Annotated in this window: 18 protein-coding genes; 2 read left to right on the top strand and 16 right to left on the bottom strand. The window is 39.5% G+C overall.

Going from position 1 to position 21101, the window contains the following annotated elements; all coding sequences use genetic code 11:
* Positions 1-79: 79 nt before the first annotated feature.
* Positions 80-478, bottom strand: coding sequence for an MAPEG family protein (locus HUS24_RS09205; protein ID WP_173911760.1), 399 nt, complete (start codon positions 476-478; stop codon positions 80-82).
* A gap of 105 nt (positions 479-583) precedes the next feature.
* Here HUS24_RS09205 and HUS24_RS09210 point away from each other — a divergent pair, with 105 nt between their 5' ends.
* A complete protein-coding gene (locus HUS24_RS09210) occupies positions 584-976 on the top strand; it encodes a hypothetical protein (protein WP_173911761.1) in 393 nt (130 codons plus the stop codon).
* Between the two features lie 85 nt (positions 977-1061).
* Here the strand turns inward: HUS24_RS09210 and HUS24_RS09215 are convergent, their stop codons facing one another.
* From HUS24_RS09215 to HUS24_RS09245, 7 genes are all read right to left on the bottom strand, one after another.
* Positions 1062-2735: an AMP-binding protein gene (locus HUS24_RS09215; RefSeq protein WP_173911762.1), complete on the bottom strand. Its 1674-nt coding sequence runs from the start codon at positions 2733-2735 to the stop codon at positions 1062-1064.
* Positions 2736-2885: 150 nt separating this feature from the next.
* The gene (gene parC / locus HUS24_RS09220; protein WP_173911763.1) at positions 2886-5105 is read right to left on the bottom strand and encodes a DNA topoisomerase IV subunit A; all 2220 of its coding nucleotides are present in this window, start codon (positions 5103-5105) and stop codon (positions 2886-2888) included.
* 324 nt (positions 5106-5429) lie between these two features.
* Positions 5430-7103, bottom strand: coding sequence for a 2-isopropylmalate synthase (leuA, locus tag HUS24_RS09225; protein ID WP_173911764.1), 1674 nt, complete (start codon positions 7101-7103; stop codon positions 5430-5432).
* A gap of 95 nt (positions 7104-7198) precedes the next feature.
* Entirely contained in the window at positions 7199-7963 is a 765-nt protein-coding gene (locus HUS24_RS09230) for a helix-turn-helix transcriptional regulator (protein WP_173911765.1), read from the bottom strand.
* A 76-nt stretch (positions 7964-8039) separates the two neighbouring features.
* Positions 8040-9359: an MFS transporter gene (locus tag HUS24_RS09235; protein WP_173911766.1), complete on the bottom strand. Its 1320-nt coding sequence runs from the start codon at positions 9357-9359 to the stop codon at positions 8040-8042.
* Between the two features lie 157 nt (positions 9360-9516).
* Positions 9517-10161, bottom strand: a complete 645-nt coding sequence (locus tag HUS24_RS09240; protein ID WP_173911767.1) for a trimeric intracellular cation channel family protein — start codon at positions 10159-10161, stop codon at positions 9517-9519.
* Positions 10162-10222: 61 nt separating this feature from the next.
* Complete coding sequence (locus HUS24_RS09245) at positions 10223-10702, bottom strand: YchJ family protein (RefSeq protein WP_173911768.1); 480 nt, start codon at positions 10700-10702, stop codon at positions 10223-10225.
* A 200-nt stretch (positions 10703-10902) separates the two neighbouring features.
* Here HUS24_RS09245 and HUS24_RS09250 point away from each other — a divergent pair, with 200 nt between their 5' ends.
* Positions 10903-11427 carry a tetratricopeptide repeat protein gene (locus tag HUS24_RS09250; RefSeq protein ID WP_173911769.1) on the top strand — a complete coding sequence of 175 codons (525 nt, stop codon included), beginning with the start codon at positions 10903-10905 and terminating at the stop codon, positions 11425-11427.
* A gap of 234 nt (positions 11428-11661) precedes the next feature.
* Here the strand turns inward: HUS24_RS09250 and HUS24_RS09255 are convergent, their stop codons facing one another.
* The 8 genes from HUS24_RS09255 to HUS24_RS09290 all read right to left on the bottom strand — a co-directional run bounded on the left by HUS24_RS09255 (position 11662) and on the right by HUS24_RS09290 (position 20984).
* Positions 11662-12453: a putative RNA methyltransferase gene (locus HUS24_RS09255; protein WP_173912530.1), complete on the bottom strand. Its 792-nt coding sequence runs from the start codon at positions 12451-12453 to the stop codon at positions 11662-11664.
* A 97-nt stretch (positions 12454-12550) separates the two neighbouring features.
* Complete coding sequence (gene mraY / locus HUS24_RS09260; RefSeq protein WP_173911770.1) at positions 12551-13669, bottom strand: phospho-N-acetylmuramoyl-pentapeptide-transferase; 1119 nt, start codon at positions 13667-13669, stop codon at positions 12551-12553.
* Positions 13669-15078 carry a UDP-N-acetylmuramoyl-tripeptide--D-alanyl-D-alanine ligase gene (gene murF, locus HUS24_RS09265; RefSeq protein ID WP_173911771.1) on the bottom strand — a complete coding sequence of 470 codons (1410 nt, stop codon included), beginning with the start codon at positions 15076-15078 and terminating at the stop codon, positions 13669-13671. The genes mraY and murF overlap by 1 nt, the downstream gene beginning before the upstream one ends.
* Before the next feature lie 9 nt (positions 15079-15087).
* Positions 15088-16584: a UDP-N-acetylmuramoyl-L-alanyl-D-glutamate--2,6-diaminopimelate ligase gene (locus HUS24_RS09270; protein WP_173912531.1), complete on the bottom strand. Its 1497-nt coding sequence runs from the start codon at positions 16582-16584 to the stop codon at positions 15088-15090.
* A gap of 7 nt (positions 16585-16591) precedes the next feature.
* Positions 16592-18427, bottom strand: coding sequence for a penicillin-binding protein PBP3 (gene ftsI / locus HUS24_RS09275; RefSeq protein ID WP_173911772.1), 1836 nt, complete (start codon positions 18425-18427; stop codon positions 16592-16594).
* A 9-nt stretch (positions 18428-18436) separates the two neighbouring features.
* Positions 18437-18769 carry a cell division protein FtsL gene (locus HUS24_RS09280; RefSeq protein ID WP_173911773.1) on the bottom strand — a complete coding sequence of 111 codons (333 nt, stop codon included), beginning with the start codon at positions 18767-18769 and terminating at the stop codon, positions 18437-18439.
* A complete protein-coding gene (rsmH, locus tag HUS24_RS09285; RefSeq protein WP_173911774.1) occupies positions 18766-19692 on the bottom strand; it encodes a 16S rRNA (cytosine(1402)-N(4))-methyltransferase RsmH in 927 nt (308 codons plus the stop codon). Before rsmH ends, HUS24_RS09280 begins: the two co-directional genes overlap by 4 nt.
* Positions 19693-19967: 275 nt before the next feature.
* Positions 19968-20984, bottom strand: a complete 1017-nt coding sequence (locus HUS24_RS09290; protein WP_173911775.1) for a sulfate ABC transporter substrate-binding protein — start codon at positions 20982-20984, stop codon at positions 19968-19970.
* Between the last annotated feature and the right edge of the window lie 117 nt (positions 20985-21101).

The following is a 21101-nucleotide window of genomic DNA, read 5'->3' on the forward strand; positions in this document are numbered from 1 at the left end:
CGCTTTATTTAGCGAACTGCTGACGATTATACAATTTGCATCATGTAATTGAATACGCTATAGATTGGAAATTTTGTTTTTAAAGCATCCGAATAATCGTAATCAATAAAAATATCGGACATGCCATCGACATAAACCAAATGATTGTGCGTAACGTTGCCAGATTTAGCAGATAACACAGACCATAAATTATTCTTAAGACAATATAGGCAGTTCCCATCATCATGATAAAACCTTGCGGTACTACCATGTATTCTGCCATCAAAATTGCTGCAATAAATAAAGGTAAGCTTTCAAAGCTATTCTGCTGTGCTGCATTGGCACGTGCGGCCAAGCCTGTTGTTTTTGCTAAAAATTCACGTGGATTTTGATTATCTCTAGCTTTAAAACCACCTGCAGCCTTGGCAATAATGGTAAATACATAAGGCAATAAACAGGCGGTTAAAATTAAATAGATGATGCCATTTATCCCAGACATGAATTTATTCTCATGAAATTTGCAAGTTGAATATGATAACACGCCAATGTTGTTATAATTTTCGATAAGTATAGCGTTTTGCAAAAATTGTGTAATGGAGAAAGCATGCAGCCTTCGGATCAGCAAAATCTGCTCACAGTATTAGAGCAGCAACGTCAACAATTGCAGCAGGTTGATCGTGTTTTAAAAATTGTACTGCCTATTACAGCATTTTTACTCTGTGTGATTTGTGCAAATTTTAATTGGCAATCCACACTCGGTACGTTTCTGATGCTGCTGATCGCATTTTATGCCGTTGGTATCAAGAAAATGAATGTATATCTGTGGTTTGTGATTATCATTGGATATTGCTTGATTGATATTTATTTGAGTTATTCAGGTTTTCCATCTTCAGCAATTGGTCGCCAGCTTGGGACGATGTTGACCTTTACTGCGCTTATTGGTTATGGGCGTCCTTATATTGATCAATGGTATTTAAAAAGTCAGCAATCGAACTAAACTATAAAATACAATATAAAAACAAAAACAATGAAAAAAAAGCGCCATTCACTAATGAATGGCGCTTTTCTATATTTTCAATCAATTACTTACGTAAATCTTTACGCAAGATTTTACCTACGTTTGATTTTGGTAGCTCATCCATAAACTCAACATAACGTGGGCGTTTGTAGCCTGTTAAGTTTTCTTTTGCGTATGCTAAAACTTCTTCAGTGGTTAAAGATGGATCTTTTTTCACCACAAATAGTTTTGGCACTTCACCTGATTTTTCATCTGCAACACCAATTGCAGCCACTTCAAGCACTTTTGGATGTTTCGCAATAACTTCTTCGATTTCAGATGGATAAACGTTAAAACCTGACACCAAGATCATATCTTTTTTACGGTCTACGATTTTAAAGAAACCACGTTCATTCATGATCCCGATATCGCCTGTACGGAAATAACCATCCGCAGTCATGACTTTTTCGGTTTCATCAGGACGATTCCAATAGCCTTTCATCACTTGTGGACCACGAATCGAGATTTCGCCTTGCTCACCTTGTGCCAAGTGATTGCCATCGTCATCTAAAATTGCAACATCAGTCAATGGTAATGGAATACCAATCGTGCCACTGAATTCATCCGATGCAGGTGGGTTTGCGGTTGCAACTGGAGATGTTTCAGATAGACCATATCCTTCGATGATCACAGTACCTGTAACTTTTTTCCATTCTTCAGCAGTTGAAGGCAGAACTGCCATACCACCGCCCATTGCCATTTTCAGTTTACTAAAATCAAGCTGACGGAATTCTTCGTTATGCACCAAAGCATTAAACAATGTATTCACCGCAGGGAAGAAACCAGGCTGATATTTACGTAATTCTTTCATTACAGCAGGAAGATCACGTGGGTTTGGAATCAAGATATTTGCTTGACCTTTGTACATACCGTAAAGTGCACAAACCATAAATGCAAAAATATGATAAAGCGGTAAAGCACAGAAAATACGATCATCTTTTGCGCCATCGCCTTTACCAAATTTACTTTGGAAAATGCCATCACATTGCATTAAGTTTGCAACAAGGTTGCGATGAGTCAACTCTGCACCTTTCGACACACCTGTCGTACCACCCGTATATTGTAATACCGCAGTATCGCTCAAAGTCATGGTTGGACGTTTATAGTTATTGGCACTGACTTTTGACATTGCAGCATTAAATTTAATATGCCCCGGAATGTTCCAAGCAGGAATTTGTTTACGCACTGAACGTAAAACAAAGTTCACCAATGTTCCTTTCAATGTCCCTAACATGTCACCAACGGATGCAACGATGACATGCTTCACTGGGGTTTTACCCATGATCGTTTGATAAACAGAAGCAAAGTTTTCAATAATCACCAAAGCTTCTGTACCCGAATCATTTAACTGATGTTCAAGCTCACGTGCTGTATAAAGCGGATTGACGTTCACGAGAACCAAACCTGCTCTAAACACACCCAAAGCAACAACAGGATATTGCAGTACGTTCGGCATCATCACTGCAACACGACTGCCTTTTGCCAAGCCTAAACTTTGAAGATATGTGGCAAATTTACGGCTAGCAAGTTCTAATTCACTAAATGACAACGTTTTATCCATAAAGATAAATGCATCACGTGAACCAAATTTTTGGAAATTACGCTCAAAAATATCAATAAGCGATGTATTTTCCTGTGGCAATTCTACAGTCTCAGGAATGCCTGTTTTTTGATATTCTGCGTACCAAATCTTTTCCATAATGCCATATTCTCCAATCAGTAATCCTTAGTTTTAAGCTGTTTTTCTCTATATTAAGCATAGTTTTTTGGCTTGTTGTGCTTAATATCGCATCCATTTTCACGAATACACAGCATATATATAACGTATTTTTGACAATGGATGCTAGTTTTATCTATGAATCAACAGTCTATTTGCTTTTTGATATCCACGTGGTAAGAGTTGCCCCTTCGACGCACGCTTGCCAATATACTTTTGCAAATCATCGCCTTTGAGCTTCAATTGTTGCTGCCCTGCAAGCAGTTGAATCGTCTCATTTAAACTAAAAGTTGTCATGGATAATATTTGTTCTTTTGCTTCAAGTTGTATCAATTTATTACCTTTACCTTTATTTAAAGTTGGTAATTCTGACAAATCTAGCAATAACAAACGTCCTGCACTGCTCAATATCGCTAAATGCGTATGTTGCTGCACCACTTGTACATTTAAAGCTTTCGCTCCTACTGCAACCGTCAGGAAAGATTTACCTGCTTTGGCATTGGTATCGAGTTGCTTGGCTTGCGATTTAAAACCATAACCTACGCTACTTGCCACAATGATTTCAGCCTCATCGTCTTCAACCAAGACTTGAATAAAACCTACACCATTGGCTGGTGAAAGTTTCGAGCTTAACGGCTCACCCAAACCACGTGCCGATGGCAAGCTATTAATCGCAAGTGCATAACTACGCCCTGTTTCATCTAAAATATAGACTTTTTGATTAGACTTGCCTTGTGCATGACTTAAATACTGATCACCTGCTCGGAAATTCAAGTTTTCAGCATCCACCTCATGCCCTTTGGCAGAACGAATCCAACCTGCTTCGGACAAAACAACGGTAACAGGATCAGCAGGCATCAAGTCTTGCTCTTTGATCGCATGCGCTTCAGCACGTTGTACGATTGGCGAACGACGATCATCGCCAAACTTCTTCGCATCGTCTTTTAGTTCAGAAATAATCAAGTTTTTCAATGATTCTGGATTTTCCAATTGTTCCCGAATCACCGCTGCACGTGCTTCAAGTTCCTCTTGCTCACGACGCATTTCCATTTCTTCAAGTTTTGCCAAATGGCGTAACTTGAGTTCCAAAATAGCTTCGGCTTGTATTTCATCAATATGAAAATGCTGCATCAATACAGGCTTCGGCTGCTCTTCCTCACGAATAATACGAATCACTTCATCAATATTCAGATAAGCAATAATCAAACCTGCCAAAATATGCAGACGCTTTTCAATTTTATTGAGATGATATTGCAGACGACGTGTGACAGTATGTTTACGAATCTCAATCCATTCTAATAAAATTTTACGGATTGACTTCACTTGTGGGCGACCATCCGCACCGATCATGTTCATATTGACACGATAGCTCGACTCTAAGTCTGTCGTTGCGAATAAATGGCTCATCACTGCTTCAGCATCAATACGATTTGAACGTAGTACAATCACTAACCGTGTCGGATTTTGGTGATCAGACTCATCACGTAAGTCACTGACTAAGGGCAATTTTTTGGCTTGCATCTGATCTGCAATTTGCGTGATGACTTTTGAGCCTGACACTTGATAAGGCAATTCAGTGATCACAATTTCATTTTTTTCAATCGTATAAATCGCCCGTGTACGATAACTACCACGACCTGTGATTTGTAGTTTTAATAATTCTTCTGGTGGCGTAATAATTTCTGCTTTGGTAGGTAAATCGGGTGCAGGAATATATTCGGCAACTTTTTCATCTGTTAAGTTTGGATTACGAATAAGGGCGATCGTCCCTTTTACCACTTCACGTAAATTATGCGGTGGAATATCCGTTGCCATTCCCACTGCAATGCCTGTCGTACCATTGAGTAAAATATTCGGTACACGCGCAGGCAAATGCACAGGTTCTTTTAATGAGCCATCAAAGTTGTCTTGCCAGTCACAAGTTCCTTGCCCAAGTTCGGACAATAGTACTTCACTGTATTGGGATAACTTGGCTTCGGTATAACGCATTGCTGCAAATGATTTAGGATCATCGGGTGAACCCCAGTTGCCTTGCCCTTCAATAAACGGATAACGATAGCTAAAAGGTTGTGCCATCAGCACCATTGCCTCATAACAGGCTGAGTCACCATGCGGATGATATTTACCAAGTACATCACCGACCGTACGGGCAGATTTTTTGGGTTTACCACTATTTTTTAAACCCAACTCGCTCATCGCATAGACGATACGGCGCTGTACAGGTTTTAAACCATCACTGATATGCGGCAATGCCCGATCCATAATCACGTACATAGCATAGTTGAGGTAAGCTTGTTCGGTAAATTCTGCTACTGAACGGTTTTCTGTCGCATGATGCGCAAGGCTTGTCATAACAACCTTTTTTCCTAAATAAATACGTTCTAAAAATTTATATCTCTATGTTCTTATGCTAAGTCGCATGCACAAATGACACAAGGGGCTGTCTTGTAACTCTGCGACAATTTGCGTCTTTTGCCAAATCTAGCGTTGTAAAATTATCCAGTTTTAGAAAAATGAGCAACTAGTTATTTTAAAGAAACCAAACATCATTCTCACTTTCATAATGTTTGAATGCGACATATGCTATTTAAGCGTCCAACTTATTGAGATTGGACTCTTAAATAATATCTATTTATGAATATCAATACTAAACTATTGCAAAGTTAAAACTTTTATCTAATCAGCATGATAAAACTGTGAGAAGGCATTGAGCAATGCTTGAATAGAAGCTGTCGCAATATCTGTATCAATCGCTACGCCCCAAAAACTCGCACTATTTTGATCAATACAACGAATATAGCCAATCGAACGACTACCACTGTGTTCACCTAATGTATGTTCAATATACTCTGCGATAGTAATGTTATATGACCATCTTTTATTAAGTGCATCTACGGTTGCTGAGAGTAATCCATTACCCGTTCCTATCAACGAAAATGACTCATTTTTTAGCTCTAATGATATCTTCATATCATACACATCATTATGCTTATTAGATTGATAGTTTGTGAGTTTTATTTCTTTTTTAACAGGCATCACAACATATTTTTTTAAAAATATCTTCCAAATTTCAGCATGCGATAGCTCTCGGTTTTCACGATCAGTTATCTTCTGTATGACTTGACTGAAATCTTTTTGTAAATTTCGAGGTAAATCTACGCCATGATTCTGCTGTAAAATCCACGCTGCACCACTCTTTCCTGACTGACTGTTTACACGAATGACCGCTTCATAATTACACCCCAGATCTACAGGGTCAATGGGCAAATAAGGCACCTCCCAAAATGTATGCTCTTGTGTTTCTCGAGCTTGAAAACCTTTCTTTATTGCATCTTGATGGCTACCTGAAAAAGCTGTGAATACTAACTCACCGACATAAGGATGCCTTGGATGAATTGGCAGTTCATTACACATTTTAACAATATCTGCAATTTTTTGAATATTTGAAAAATCCAACTGTGGTGCAAGTCCTTGTGAATACATATTTAAAGCAATATTCACCAAATCTACATTCCCTGTTCGTTCACCATTGCCAAACAAACATCCTTCAATCCGATCAGCACCTGCAAGCAGAGCTAATTCAGCCGTTGCAACACCTGTACCCCGATCATTATGAGGATGAACACTAATACATACTTGCGCTCTTTTGGAAAAATTCTGACAAAAATATTCAATTTGATCTGCAAAAATATTTGGTGTACTGACTTCTACCGTTGTAGGCAAATTAATGATCATCGGATGATCTTGATCGGGCTGCCAGATATCTGCAACGGCTTCACATATTTCCAACACAAATTCAATTTCAGTAAAACAAAATGTTTCAGGCGAATATTGATACGTCCACTTTGTTTCAGGATACTGTTCACACAAGGCTTTTATCTGTTTTGTCGAAGCAACTGCAAGATCAATCACCTCTTGTTTGCTCTTTTGAAAAACCACACGTCGAAAAACCTCAGCCGTGGCATTATAGACATGCACAATGGCCTGCTTTACTCCTATTAATGACTGAAAAGTTTGCTCAATCAAATCCTCTCTTGCCTGTGTCATTACTTGGATACTGACATCTTCTGGAATCTGGTGATACTCAATCAAATAGCGAACAAAATTAAAATCTGTATCAGATGCAGCAGGAAATGCGACCTCGATCTGTTTAAATCCGCACTTCAACAACAATTGGAAAAATTTTAATTTTCGATCATGATCCATTGGATTTGCTAAAGCTTGATTACCATCCCTTAAGTCTGTAGAACACCAAATTGGTGCTTGTGTGATTTTTTTATTGGGCCATGTTCTTTCTGGAAATGCCCGAAACTCAAATGGACGATATTTATTTTGTGGATGATTTAACATGATCTAATCTCGACATTATGCTCAAGATCATCATGCAATACCATTTTTTGTCTTTCTTTCGATTAAAAGACAATCAACACATAAAAAAGGACAACTTAATCTAATTTTTGTTTTAAATATTCACTCGGTGTTAACCCCATTTCTCTTTTAAACATATAGGAAAAAGCACTCGAACTCTCATACCCTAAATCTAAGGCAATATTTAATATTGGCTTTTTCATTTCAAGTTCAGTCAATGCTTTTAACAGTTTTGCTTGCCGTAACCATACCGTAAAATTCATGTTCATTTCTTTTTGAAATAATCTGGAAACTGTTTTTTTACTTACAAAATATTGCTTTGCAATTTGCTCTAAAGAATGCGTTGCAGATAAATCTTTTTTAATATGTGCACAAATATCTTTGAGAAGCACTGACTTGGCTTCAGGTAATTGAAAGGGGATCTGTTCCAAAAATCTTAATTCATCCAAAATCAAAGCCAAAAGACGTTCATTTCTTGTATGAGGTAAGATTTGATCTTGAATGATGGTTGCTTGATTAATTAACTCTGACAATAATTTTGAAATCGCAACCACGCAGCATTGTGAATTAAAATCAGCTCGTGCAAGAGGTTCAACAAATACACCTCTTGCTTCTACCGTGCCATAAATTGTAATCGAATGCTGCTTATACTCAGGAATCCAAATCCCTTTTGAAGGCGGAATAACCCAAATTCCTTCTTCAGTTTGAACATGGATCACACCTGATAATGTATGTAACAACTGAATACGATCATGTTGATGAAAATCTTCAAAATATCCATCTGCATAAGATTGGGCATAAGCATAAATTGGATAGTTTAATTGCCCGTGTGAATAATGCATGAGATCAAATCCTTTAAAATTCCATCAAACCTTTATAAATGAACTCATATCCACAATTAAATATTTAAGCTAAAAATTAAAGTCCGATCTCTTCCAAAGTCTTCCCTTTAGTTTCTTCACCCAAAATCAAGATCACTAAGGCCACGCCCACAAGCACAGCAGTAAACATCATAAAGACTGCGCTAAAACCATTACTTGCAACCATCATATGCGTCACCACCAATGGCGCAACAATCCCGCCCATACGCCCGATCGCAGATGCCCAACCCGAACCAAAAGCACGAATATTGGTCGGATATTGTTCAGGTGTGTAAGTATATAAAACGCCCCACGCCCCCAAATTAAAGAATGACATTAAACAACCCCAGAACATAATCATACTGACCGAAGTTGCCTGCCCAAAGAAATAAGCCGATACCGCACACATGCCAATAAAACCAGCTAACGTTGCTTTACGTCCTAACTTTTCTACCAACCATGCCGCAGCAACATAACCTGGCAATTGAGCCAAAATCATGCCGAGTACATATTCAAATGACTGAACAATGCTATAACCTTGTTTCACCAGTAAACTTGGTAACCACGTAAAAATACCATAGTAGGAAAATACGATCCCGAACCAAATGAGCCACAACATCAAAGTCCGTTTGGCAAAAGGATTTGACCAAAGTTGTGAAAATGAAATGTTTTGTTTTTCTGCTACTGGTTTGACTTCAATGGTTTCAATGACTTCCACGCCACACTGACGTTCCAATTTCTGAACCAAAGCATGCGCTTCTTCGATACGTCCACGATTAATCAGATACGGGACAGATTCAGGAACTTTTTTCAAAATCATAAATACATAAATTGCAGGCAAACCACCAATCAAAAATGCAATATGCCAACCATAATCAGGAATCACAAAATAGGAAATTAAGGCAGCAACCAACCAACCTAAGCCCCAAAAACTTTCCAGTAAAACAATAAAACGACCACGAACGTGCGCAGGAATATATTCACTGACCAAAGTCACTGCCACAGGCAACTGACCACCAAGCCCTAAACCAACAATAAAGCGGAAAATGAGTAACCACGTTAAATTTGGTGCAAAAGCACATAAAGCAGTCGCGATGCTATAGGTCACTAAAGTAATCGCAAATACCGTTCGACGTCCAATCCGATCAGCCAATCCACCTGAAAATACCGCGCCAATTGCCATCCCGACAAAACCAATCGACACCACCCAGCCTTTTTCTGAAGGCGTCATTTGCCATTCTTCTGCCATTTTGGTCAAGATAAAGGAAATCAATCCTGTATCCATGGCATCGAACATCCAACCGAGTCCAATCACCCACAGCAAAGTATAGTGAAATTTTCCAATGGGTAAGCGTTGTACGCGTGAAACTAAATCCATAATCGTGCTCTATGACAGCTCTATCAGGTGAAAGTGGAGATGCTGCTTTCACAACAGTGATTTATAATTGTATTCATTCTTGATCAGACTCTGACATTCTCAAATATCAGAATCTCGTTTTTATTCATTTAAAAATTAAGCGTTTTCAAATTCTAAATCAAGTTTCATCTTTAGATGATGCGGATTGTTCATCGTCATCTTTATAGATAAATTTCGGCATTTCTAAACCAAAATAAATCGCAATACAACGTAAAGAAAAGCCAAAAACTAAAGTGGAAATGACAGTTAATTCCAGTGATAAACCAACATTGATACAGAACCAATAGAAAATCACGGCAACAAAAGAAATTGAAGCATACAGTTCACGGCGGAAAACTAAAGGTACATCATTACATAGAATATCACGCAGAATACCGCCTGATACCCCAGTCAACACACCTGCAACCGCAGAAACGACAAAACCTTGTCCCATTTGCATAGCGATTTGGCAACCAATAATAGTAAAACCAATCAACCCCAAAGCATCCAACAAAAGGAAAATCGAATGTAAGTGCTTCATCCATTTGGCAATAATAATCGTGACAAATGCAGCACAACAAGTCAAAACTAAATATTCAGGATGTTTTACCCAAGTTAAGGGATAATGTCCAAGTAATACATCGCGGACCGAGCCACCACCGAGCGCAGTCACACAGGCAATCAAGACCACACCAAACCAGTCCATACTCCGCCGTCCTGCGGATAATGCTCCAGTCATGGCTTCTGCCGTAATTGCGATAATGTAAATAACGGTGAGTAACATTGCCCTTCATCCACTGAGGGTAAAAGATGCGCGCTATTCTAAGTCAAAATGCATGAAAAGTTTACAGATATTGTGCACAACATTGCTTAAATTTTTTACCCGAACCACAAATACAGGCTTGTTTCATGGTGATCTGCTGGTTTGTGGTCGGATCAAGGAAATACCATGTATTTTCATGTTTTACAAAATGCGAAACTTCGTGATGAGTTTGGACAGATTGATCCGCATTTTTTGCATTTGCATAATGTGCTTTAAATTCAACTTGCGCATGATTTTTATCAAGTTTTTCTTGTGCTTGTACGACTTCTAATTTCAGCCATTGATTGGCTTTACTCCAATCTGCAATGGCTTGCACATCTAAAGCGTGTTGTTGTCCAAGCGCAGTGGTTTTAACAATATAATCAATTTCATGTTTGGCAAATGCACTATAACGTGAACGCATGAGTTGTGCTGCAGTTTCCGCTTTTTTCTGACCTAGATGGAGAGGTTGGCAACATTCACTGTATAGAGATGAACCACAGGGACAAGGGAGGTTGGACATAGAAAAGCTCAGGCATATTTATAAAAGAATTTTAGCAAAATTTCTGTTTTTTAGTAAAATTCACCAAGATATTTGACTAATAACCATTTATCAAAATGAATCAAATGCTCTCTAATAAATAATTCATAAATATTGTGCAAAATACCATAATATTAAACGATGATAATATAGCCCTTTTCACACAAAAGAAGATCTTATAAATGAAACTGATGATTCAAACTATTCTAATAATGTACTTATCTCTAAATGCACAAAATGTATTTGCAGAACAATGCCCACAAAACGATGAAAATAGAACAGCAGCGATTATCGATGGCTTAATCAAACTTGATTTAAAACTAACAAAAGAGTGTGCTGAAAAGGGAAATGTTCGTGCACAAAAAGATTTAGCAATCGCCTATGCATCGGGACGACTTGGAATCGCACAGGACCTAGATGAAGCATTAAAATGGGAAACCAAGGCGGCTTTACAAGGAGATCCTGAAGCCCAATATGATGTGGGACTATCTTATTCTGTCAGGGAGAACTACCAAAAAGCAATGGAATGGTACTTAAAAGCTTCTGAACAAAATTATGCTAAAGCACAGCTCTATATCGGTATGCTATACGCGTATGGAAACGGAGTCCCTCGTGATGTAGACAAAGCAATCTATTGGTATAGGAAAGCTGCCGAAAATGGAAATATTTCTGCTCAGATGGTGATTGCCAATATTGATCAAAAGTAAATTTCTTCTATAGCTTATTTTATTGCTTTGGTTTTTAAATTGATTTCTGATTCAATCAACAATTTACATCATACACCTTATGCACAATGCACTGCATAGAACTCAATCCATGTGATGTATCTTGTTATTATTTTTAGGTGCTTAAGAATTTAAGCAGATATTTTATAGATCTTGAGGACTTAAGCACCTTATTATTTTCATTTCAAAGCCAATGCTTTTAAAAGAATTTAAAAATCAGTTCTTTTTAAATAGATAAATCTGAAAACTCGCAGTTAAATTGATTTTTTCAAGCTGTTCAAGGGCTTGTCGTTTTTCAGGTTTGGCTTTGTATGCGTAGGGAGTCATCGCAATGAGGTTTTTTAATTGGGCTTGATCAAGCTCAAAAGTGGACTCAATAATCGGTTGTTCAATCAATGTAAAATGCGTTTGTAACTGCTCCACAAACTTATGTGGATCATGGGCATTGACCTCATCAAATAAAGCTTCACGCATGGCATAAAGATGATTCGGTGCAGGTGTAACCACCATCAAATAACCTTCTGGCTTTAATACACGCAAAATTTCATCTTGAGGAATTGGGCTAAATAAGCTCGTACATAAGTCAATTGACTGATCTAATACAGCTAAAGTTGCACCTGTTCCCACCACCCAAGTGACGTCTTTATTTAACTTTGCTGCAACTTGCACCGCATTTTTTGCAATATCCACACCCACACATTGCATGACTTCTTGCTGCATGGCATCGGTGTAATAACCTTCACCACAACCAATATCCAGTAGATTTTCAATGCGTAAACCACGAATCTTATTTACAACAGCTTGCTGTAATGGCGCATAAAATCCACCACTCAGAAATGTACGACGTGCTTGTACTGACTCAGATGTATCGCCCGGATTTTTACTATGCTTGTGCTGTACGACATGTAAGTTGACATAACCTTGTTTGGCAACATCGTAGCTATGATTGTTGATACATTGCCATGTGCGTTCAGTTAAGCTGAGTGCTTCACGACACACGGGGCACATCAACACATTCCTGATTTGTTTCAAAACCTTCTCCAAACTCATTTTCAAAGTCATAAAAAAAGCCGACAACTGTCGACTTCTTTCAACAACTTTTTACTTAACGTAATTTTAAAGTCATTAGACCCAAAACTACCAGCATAATTGTGATAATCCAGAAACGAATTACCACTTGGGTTTCACGCCAACCTTTTTTCTCATAATGGTGATGTAAAGGTGCCATGAGAAATACACGCTTATTACGCATACGCAGTGAACCGATTTGCAAGAATACAGAAATGGCTTCAACCACAAATACACCGCCCATGATGGCAAATACGATTTCTTGACGTACCATCACCGCAATCGTACCGAGCATCGCACCCAATGATAATGCTCCGACATCGCCCATAAAGACTTGTGCAGGATGTGCGTTATACCAAAGGAAAGCCAAACCCGCACCGATCATGGCAGAACAGATAATTACCAGCTCTGAAGTATATTTCACATAGGGAATGTGTAGATAGTTTGCAAAGCGAACATCACCCGCCAAATAAGCAAACACGCCCAGACCTGCTGCAACCAGAACGATTGGCATGATCGCTAGACCATCCAAACCATCAGTTAAATTCACTGCATTTGAACCACCATTAATCACCAAATAAGTGAAAATGATAAAGCCTATACCCAAAGGAATTGCGGATAATGGAATGCTGAGATTTTTAAAAAATGGAATCAACAAATCTAACATATTGGCTGTATATTCAGGATTTCCTTGTTGTGTTGCAATCACATATAACGCAATACCTGCACCCAATGAGCCGACAGATGTCCAAAAGAATTTCTTCTTGGCAGGTAAGCCAGCATTATCTTTATAGCGGACTTTGATCCAGTCATCCGCCCAACCGACTGCACCAAAGATCACCATCACCCCCAGTACAATCCACACATAAGGATTGGATAAATCTGCCCAAAGCAAAGTACTGATACCAATGGAAAGTAGAATTAAAATCCCACCCATTGTAGGTGTACCCATTTTCTTGGCATGGTTTTCTGGTGCAAATGAACTGACTGCTTGACCATATTTTAAGGCTTGTAATTTACGAATCATCATGGGCCCCAAAGCCCAACCAATTGCCAATGCAGTTAAGACACTAAGCAAGGCACGTAAAGACAAATACCGAACCACTTGAAAGGCATTTTCATAGCCTGCCAAATGTTGAAATAACCAAAACAGCATTAAATTTTCTCCATCAATTCAGCCATCAACGTTTCCATATGGGTATAACGAGAACCTTTAAATAGGAAACTCATGGACTGCGGTTGATGTGTCTCAATTAAACTCATTAAAAGTGGTAATGCTTGCGCTTGTGTAAGAAAGGCTTGCATTTTTTTACCATATTGGGTGCTTCTTGCCCCCTCTTGCACTGCAGGAGCAAACTCACCCACAGCAACCACAAAGTTAATTCCTTTAACTGAAACCAGATCTCGACCTAACATATAGTGTTGTTGTGCCGCTGTTTGACCTAATTCACCTATATCTCCCATCACCATCACTTTGATGCCTTGTTGCTGTGCTAAAACCTCAGCAGCAGCACGCATCGAAGTTGGGTTGGCATTATAGGTATCATCAATAAACAAATAATTGTCTTTTTGAATAAAATTCAAACGACCTTTTGCACCTTGCGCTTGCTCAAGCCCGATGACAATATCATCCAAAGCCACACCGATTGCCAATGCAAAAGCAGTTGCTGCCTCGGCATTATGCACATTGTGCTCACCTGCAAAAGGTAAATTTACAGCTTTTGAACCTTGAGGCGTATTAAGCGTAAAAGTTGCAGATTGGGCATGTAATTGAATATCTGCTGCGAATACATCCCCCCCCTGACCAAAACTTAATACCTGTTCAGTCCTTACAGCTTGGCGAATACTATCGCTAAAATCGTCTTGGGCAGGCACAATTGAAGTGCCATTTGGAGCAATATGTGCATAAATTTCAGATTTGGCACGACAAATACCCTCACGCCCACCAAACTCACCCAAATGCGCTGTGCCGATATTTAAAATGCCTGCAACATGCGGTTGAACCAAGTTGGATGTGTAATCAATTTCACCTTGATGACTTGCACCTAACTCCATCACCGCATATTGATGCTCAGCACGAAGTTCAAGCAACATCATCGGCACGCCCAAATCATTGTTGAGATTGCCACGCGTGATCAAGGTCGGTGCTAAACGCGCTAAAATACTACCTAGCATTTCTTTGGTTGTGGTTTTACCACTACTACCTGTCAGTGCAATCACTTTAAGCTGTGAGTTTTGCGCACGACGATAAGCCCCTAAGTGCCCTAAAGCTAATCGTGTATCCGCAACCACAAGTTGGCATATATCTACATCAATCGGATGGCTCACGATAGCAACTTGGCAACCATTTTTAGCCACCTGTGCCAAAAAATCATGTGCGTCAAAACGCTCACCTTTCAGTGCTAAAAAGGCATCACCCAATTCAGCATGACGTGAATCCGTCAAGATACGTTTAATGTCACTTTGCGGTGCTTTATCTAAATACCAATAACCCTGTGTTGCTTCAGCAAGTTGTGCTGCTGACCATGGTTCCAATGGCACAGTACTGGTTGTTGAGGTGTGCATCTGTTCTTCCTACTGCGCTGGGTATGCTGAATGAGGTTTATGATGTTGTGCATCGATGGCTGATTGCACTTCTACGACATCATCAAACCAATGGCGCACCCCATCAATTTCTTGATAGTTTTCATGACCTTTTCCTGCAATCACCACAATATCGCCAGATTGTGCATGTTTGACCGCATATTTAATCGCTTCTCGGCGATCATGAATTTCTTTGACATGATGTTCTTCAAAATTTACATCACGTTTCATGTCTGCAAAGATTTGTGCAGGATCTTCAGTTCGTGGATTATCCGAAGTCATCAATACAGGATCTGCTTGCTCTAAGGCAGCTTTAGTCATCAGCGGACGTTTCCCCCGATCACGATCACCACCGCAACCAAACACCGCCCATAGTTGATTTTCAACATGGCGTTTTAAAGTTTTTAACACTTGGGTTAATGCATCTGGTGTATGTGCATAGTCCACCACAAACAAGCGATCTTCATCACGAATCACCTGCATACGTCCCGGCGCACCCTTTAACTTCGGTACAAGTGCGATTAACTCTGCCAAGTCATAACCTGCCTGCTCAACCATGATCAAACTGGCAAGTAGATTTTCAATATTAAAATGCCCCAGCAAAGGACTATTAACGGTATATTCGCCTTTTTCAGTTTTTAAATGGAAGCTTGCGCCTTCCAAACTGTACTGAATACCAAAAACTTGATAATCCGCAGCTTTTGAGGTGGAATAGGTTAATACTTTAGGATGCGATTGATTGCTACTTGCAGCATTAAGCATGATATCGGCATGTGCATCATCTACATTGATGATCGCCACTTTTAAACTTGGAAATTTAAATAGCTGAGATTTAGCTTCGGCATACGCCTCAAGCGTACCGTGATAATCCAAATGATCACGACTCAAATTACTGTATGCAGCGATTTCAATACCTGCACCATTCAAACGCCCTTGCTCTAATCCATGCGAACTGGCTTCAATTGATGCAAACTCAGCACCATTTTGCGCAAACTCATGCAACAAATTTTGTAAATGCAACGCATCCAAAGTGGTATGCGAAGATGCTTCAAGATTCGGCAAAATGCCGTTACCTGTTGTTCCCATCACGGCACATTTACGACCTTTGAGCATTAACAACTCTGCAACCAAACGTGAAATGGTTGTTTTACCATTGGTGCCTGTCACAGCCAGTACACGTGCAGCTGCTACTGGTTGTGTTGCCGCTAAATATTGTTTCTGCCACTGTCCCATGAGATGACGCACATCAGGACATGTCCAACTCTTTTCCAAAGCTAAATCAGATTCACTGATCACAGCCAAAGCCCCTTTTTCTAGCGCAGACTGGGCAAATTGCAAAATTTTTTCAGGTTGTGAAAAGCTATTCAGGGCAATAAAAATTTGCCCTGTAGTGACTGCTCGACTATCTAAACAAAAGCCTTGAAATGGCGCTGCCATCCAAGTTTGGGGATTGTCGACGGGATAAATGTCTTGAAAATGGATCGTCATCATTCACCTATTTGGATGGATTTACAGAATCGAGAGGTTTATCAAGCGGCACGTTCATTAAACGTAAAGATTCTTGCATAATTTTTGCAAAGACAGGAGCGGCAACCAAACCACCATAATATTGTCCACGTGGATTTTCTACTACGACAATAATCGCTAAACGTGGGTCGCTAATTGGGGCAACACCTGCAAACAACGCACGATATTCGGTATTTGAATAACCTTTATGGTCAGGGCGTAGTTTATGTGCTGTCCCTGTTTTACCCCCAACACGATAACCCGGAATATTGGCTTGACGCGCTGTACCACCCGGCATCGTCACTTGCTCGAGCATCAGTAAGACATCATCTGCGATTTTTGGCTCTAATACTTGTTTTCCTTTCGGCTGATCTTCAAGTTTATACAAACTAAGTGGATATTCTACCCCATGATTTGCCAACATCGCATAGCCTTGTGCCAACTGTAAAATCGTGGCATTGAGACCATAACCGTACGCCATCGTACCAATTTGCGATGAATTCAACTTATTCGGTGGTAATACCAAACCACTACTTTCACCAGGAAATTTCACCGCAGAGCGTTGACCAAAACCGACTTTTCTAAAGAAACTTGGTAGGGCTTCTTTCGGTAAAGAAAGTGCAATTTTCGCAGAACCCACGTTCGAGGATTTGATAATCACACCAGTCACTGTTAATGAGCCATAGTTATGCGTATCACGAATGGTATGTGAACCTAAACGCATTGTTCCTGGGCTGGTATTAATGATCGAATTTGGTGTGTATTTACCACTTTCTAAGCCTGCAGCAACTGTAAATGGTTTCATGGTTGAACCCGGTTCAAACATGTCAATTGCACCACGGTTACGCATGGCATCTTTGTTTTTTAAGCCATTTTTATCATTTGGATTGTAGGAAGGCCAACTCCCCATTGCCAAAATTTCACCTGTTTTGACATCTACAGCGATTGCAGATGCAGAACGTGCATTATTGGCAACACCGACTGCAGTCAACTCACGGTACATAATATATTGCAAACGCGAGTCGATACTCAGCGTCACATTTTCACCCGGTGTTACTTCTTTAATAACTTCTGGTGTAGCAATACGATTACCATGTTTGTCACGAGAAATTTTTTGCTCGCCATCTTCACCTGCCAAACGGGTATTAAGCTGCATTTCCAAGCCTTCAATCCCTGTGCCTTCACTATTGGTCAAGCCAATAATCTGTGCATTGGGTTGTGGCTGTGGATAATAACGTTTATACATTTTCTCAGAATAAACACCCGCAAATTTACGCTTGGTAATAATATCTGCTTGCGGTGGAGGTACTTCTTTTTTCAATACCAAATAACGTGAACGTGGACGCTCAGCCAGTTTTTTCTTTAAATCTGCACGATCAATACCAACAGCATCTGCCAATTCATCTAAATTTAAATTTTCATCTGGCAATTGACGTTTTAATTTACGACTTTCAGGTGTTTTCTTTAATTCTTCTGTGATTTTTTCAAACTGGGCTTTGGTTTCAAAATACTCACGTGGATCAATCACTACTTTCATGATGGGGGTACTGATTGCCAAAGGGACACCATGACGATCACTGATCACGCCACGCATGGCTTTGAGTTTTTCAGTGCGCAAAATATTGGCATTGGCTTTGTTTTGCAAAAAGTCTTTATTGATCACTTGCACATAAAAAGCACGCCCCACCAACATAATGAAGCACAATAACACCACGCCCCACATTAGGTAATAACGCCACATATCTACAGCAATAGAAGGTTTTGCGGAAACAGACTGCTGTTTTTTTCTCGGCTGACGCGTTGCTTTATTTTGCTTATCTACCATACAGCTTGCCTATTTCTTTTGCTCAGTTTCAGACGGTAATGAAATCACCACGGTTTGCGCTGCGGGTGGTGAATACATACGAAGTTGCGTCACAGCACGTGTACCAATCTGTGCGGTTGCACCAAAGGTTTGTTGCTCAATTAACAAACGCCCCCATTCTGCATTAATGGTTTCTCTTTCACGCATATAACCATTTAGTTCTCGGAAATCATGCCGATAAGCAAAAACTTGCAGCACCACCATAAATGCACTGCCTAATACCAACAACAACAACGCAGCATAAAATATTGCTTTTTTTACGGCCAGTCGGTTGTTTCGCTCTTCTACAATTTCTTCTTTCATTCTGCGCCTTTCTGTTCTAAGCGTTCTGCGACACGAAGCCAAGCACTGCGTGAACGTGGATTTTCCTTCACTTCAGCTTCACTTGCACGCACACGATCAATTTTTTTCAAACGACGAGTATCTTGCACTTTTTGAGGTAAGCCCCAACCATTATCCTCTGCTAAGGTCGATTCTTTTTGTATAAACTGTTTAATAATTCGATCTTCTAAAGAATGAAAACTAATCACCGCTAAACGTCCATGCGCTTTTAATACCTCAACTGCTTGAGGTAAGAAAGCATGCACATCATCCAGCTCTTTATTGATTTCAATCCGAATCGCTTGGAAAGTACGTGTTGCAGCATGTTTATTTTTTTCCCATTTCGGGTGAGCAACTTTCACGATTTCAGCCAACTGTGCTGTAGTTTCAATATATCCCGCCTGTTTAATCGCTTTGGCAATACGACGACTATAACGCTCTTCACCATACTGAAAAATGACATTAGCTAAATGTTCTTCATCCACATCGACCAACCATTCAGCCGCAGTTTGACCTTGTGAATTATCCATCCGCATATCCAAAGGTCCATCTTTCATAAAGCTAAAACCACGTTCTGCCTGATCAAGTTGCGGTGAAGACACGCCCAAATCTGCCATAACACCATCGACCTGATCAATGCCACGTTGTTGTAGTTCTTGTTGTAAGTCAGCAAAGCTTGCGTGAATGATTTTAAATCTCGGATCTTGTTGTTCAAGTTCAGCACCCACAGCCAAAGCTTGTGGGTCTTTATCAAAAGCAAAAACTTGTGAATTTTCATCTAACTTAGACAATAATAATCGGGTATGACCACCACGTCCAAAAGTCCCATCAATATAGATTCCTGTATTTCGGTCAGCAAGGAGTGCATCAACAGTTTCATGTAGTAATACAGAAATATGGGACATAAGTTCAGGTTCAATTCAGTCAGAAAATGTAACTGCACATTATTACCTTGTTTTGTCAAAGCTCCAAACGTCTTTTTGTAGGAAAATATTACTTTCGATGGGGAAAACCGTTTTATCAGCTTATTTAGCGCATTACTGTACACTGTTTAAGCAAATTATCATTGAATGCTTTGATTTTATGAGTCGTATAGAAATTAATATTGCTATTTCCCTTATAAAACAATAAAAAAACCTCCACAAATGGAGGTTTTCAATAAAATCTTTATAATTTTTGCTTAACGCTTATCATTATAAATTTGATCAAACACACCACCATTTACGAAGTGAGTTTGTTGCGCTTTAGGCCAACCACCAAAGACTTCATCAATGGTAAATGTTTTTAATTTCGGGAATTGTTTTGCATATTTCGCTAAAACTTTCTCATTACGTGGACGGTAGAAATGTTTTGCCGCCATTTCCTGACCAATTGGAGAATATAAATAGTTAATATAACCTGTTGCTAACCATTTATTGCCATTTTTCGCCACAGTTTTGTCCACAATCGCAACCGAAGGCTCAGTCAAAATAGACATAGATGGATAGATAATATCGAATTTATTACCTAAAGTTTTTTTACTGATCATGGCTTCATTTTCCCAAGTCAGCAATACATCGCCGATACCACGTTCAGCAAATGTCGTCATCGAAGCACGTGCTGCAGGATCCATGACTTTCACGTTATGGTACATTTTAGACACGAATTCACGTGCTTTAGCATCGTTACCACCCGGTTGTTTCAGCGCATAACCCCACGCAGACAAATAAATCCAACGCGGCAATCCGCCTGTTTTCGGATTTGGTGTGATGATTTGCACACCCGGCTTGGTCAAATCAGTCCAATCTTTAATGTGTTTTGGATTGCCTTTGCGCACCATAAACACGATCGTTGAGGTATAAGGCGCTGAGTTATGTGGAAATTCTTTTTGCCAACCTTTATCAATTTGACCTGATTTTACGATTTCTTCAATGTCATTTGCCAAAGCAAGAGTCACCACATCGCCTTTTAAGCCATCTACAACTGAACGCGCTTGCTTGCCAGAACCACCATGGGATTGTTTAAAATTTACAGTATGCCCTGTACGGCTTTTCCAATATGTACCAAATGATTTATTGAATTCATCGTAAAATTCACGTGTAGCATCATAAGATACGTTTAAAAATTGACGGTCCGCAGCATGGGTAGCATTAGAGGTTACTGCCACACCAGTTGCGAGCAATGCAACGTGTAGCCATGTTTTAAATTGAACTTTCATGACATTTCAGCACTAAAATCTTGAATTGTGCTAAATATATGAAATAAGCAGATAAACCGCAATTTAATAATTTTTGCTCAAATTGTATTTTTATAAATCAATTCTGTGTTAATCAAT

The organism is Acinetobacter sp. Marseille-Q1618 (assembly GCF_902809855.1).
Taxonomy (GTDB): Bacteria; Pseudomonadota; Gammaproteobacteria; order Pseudomonadales; family Moraxellaceae; genus Acinetobacter.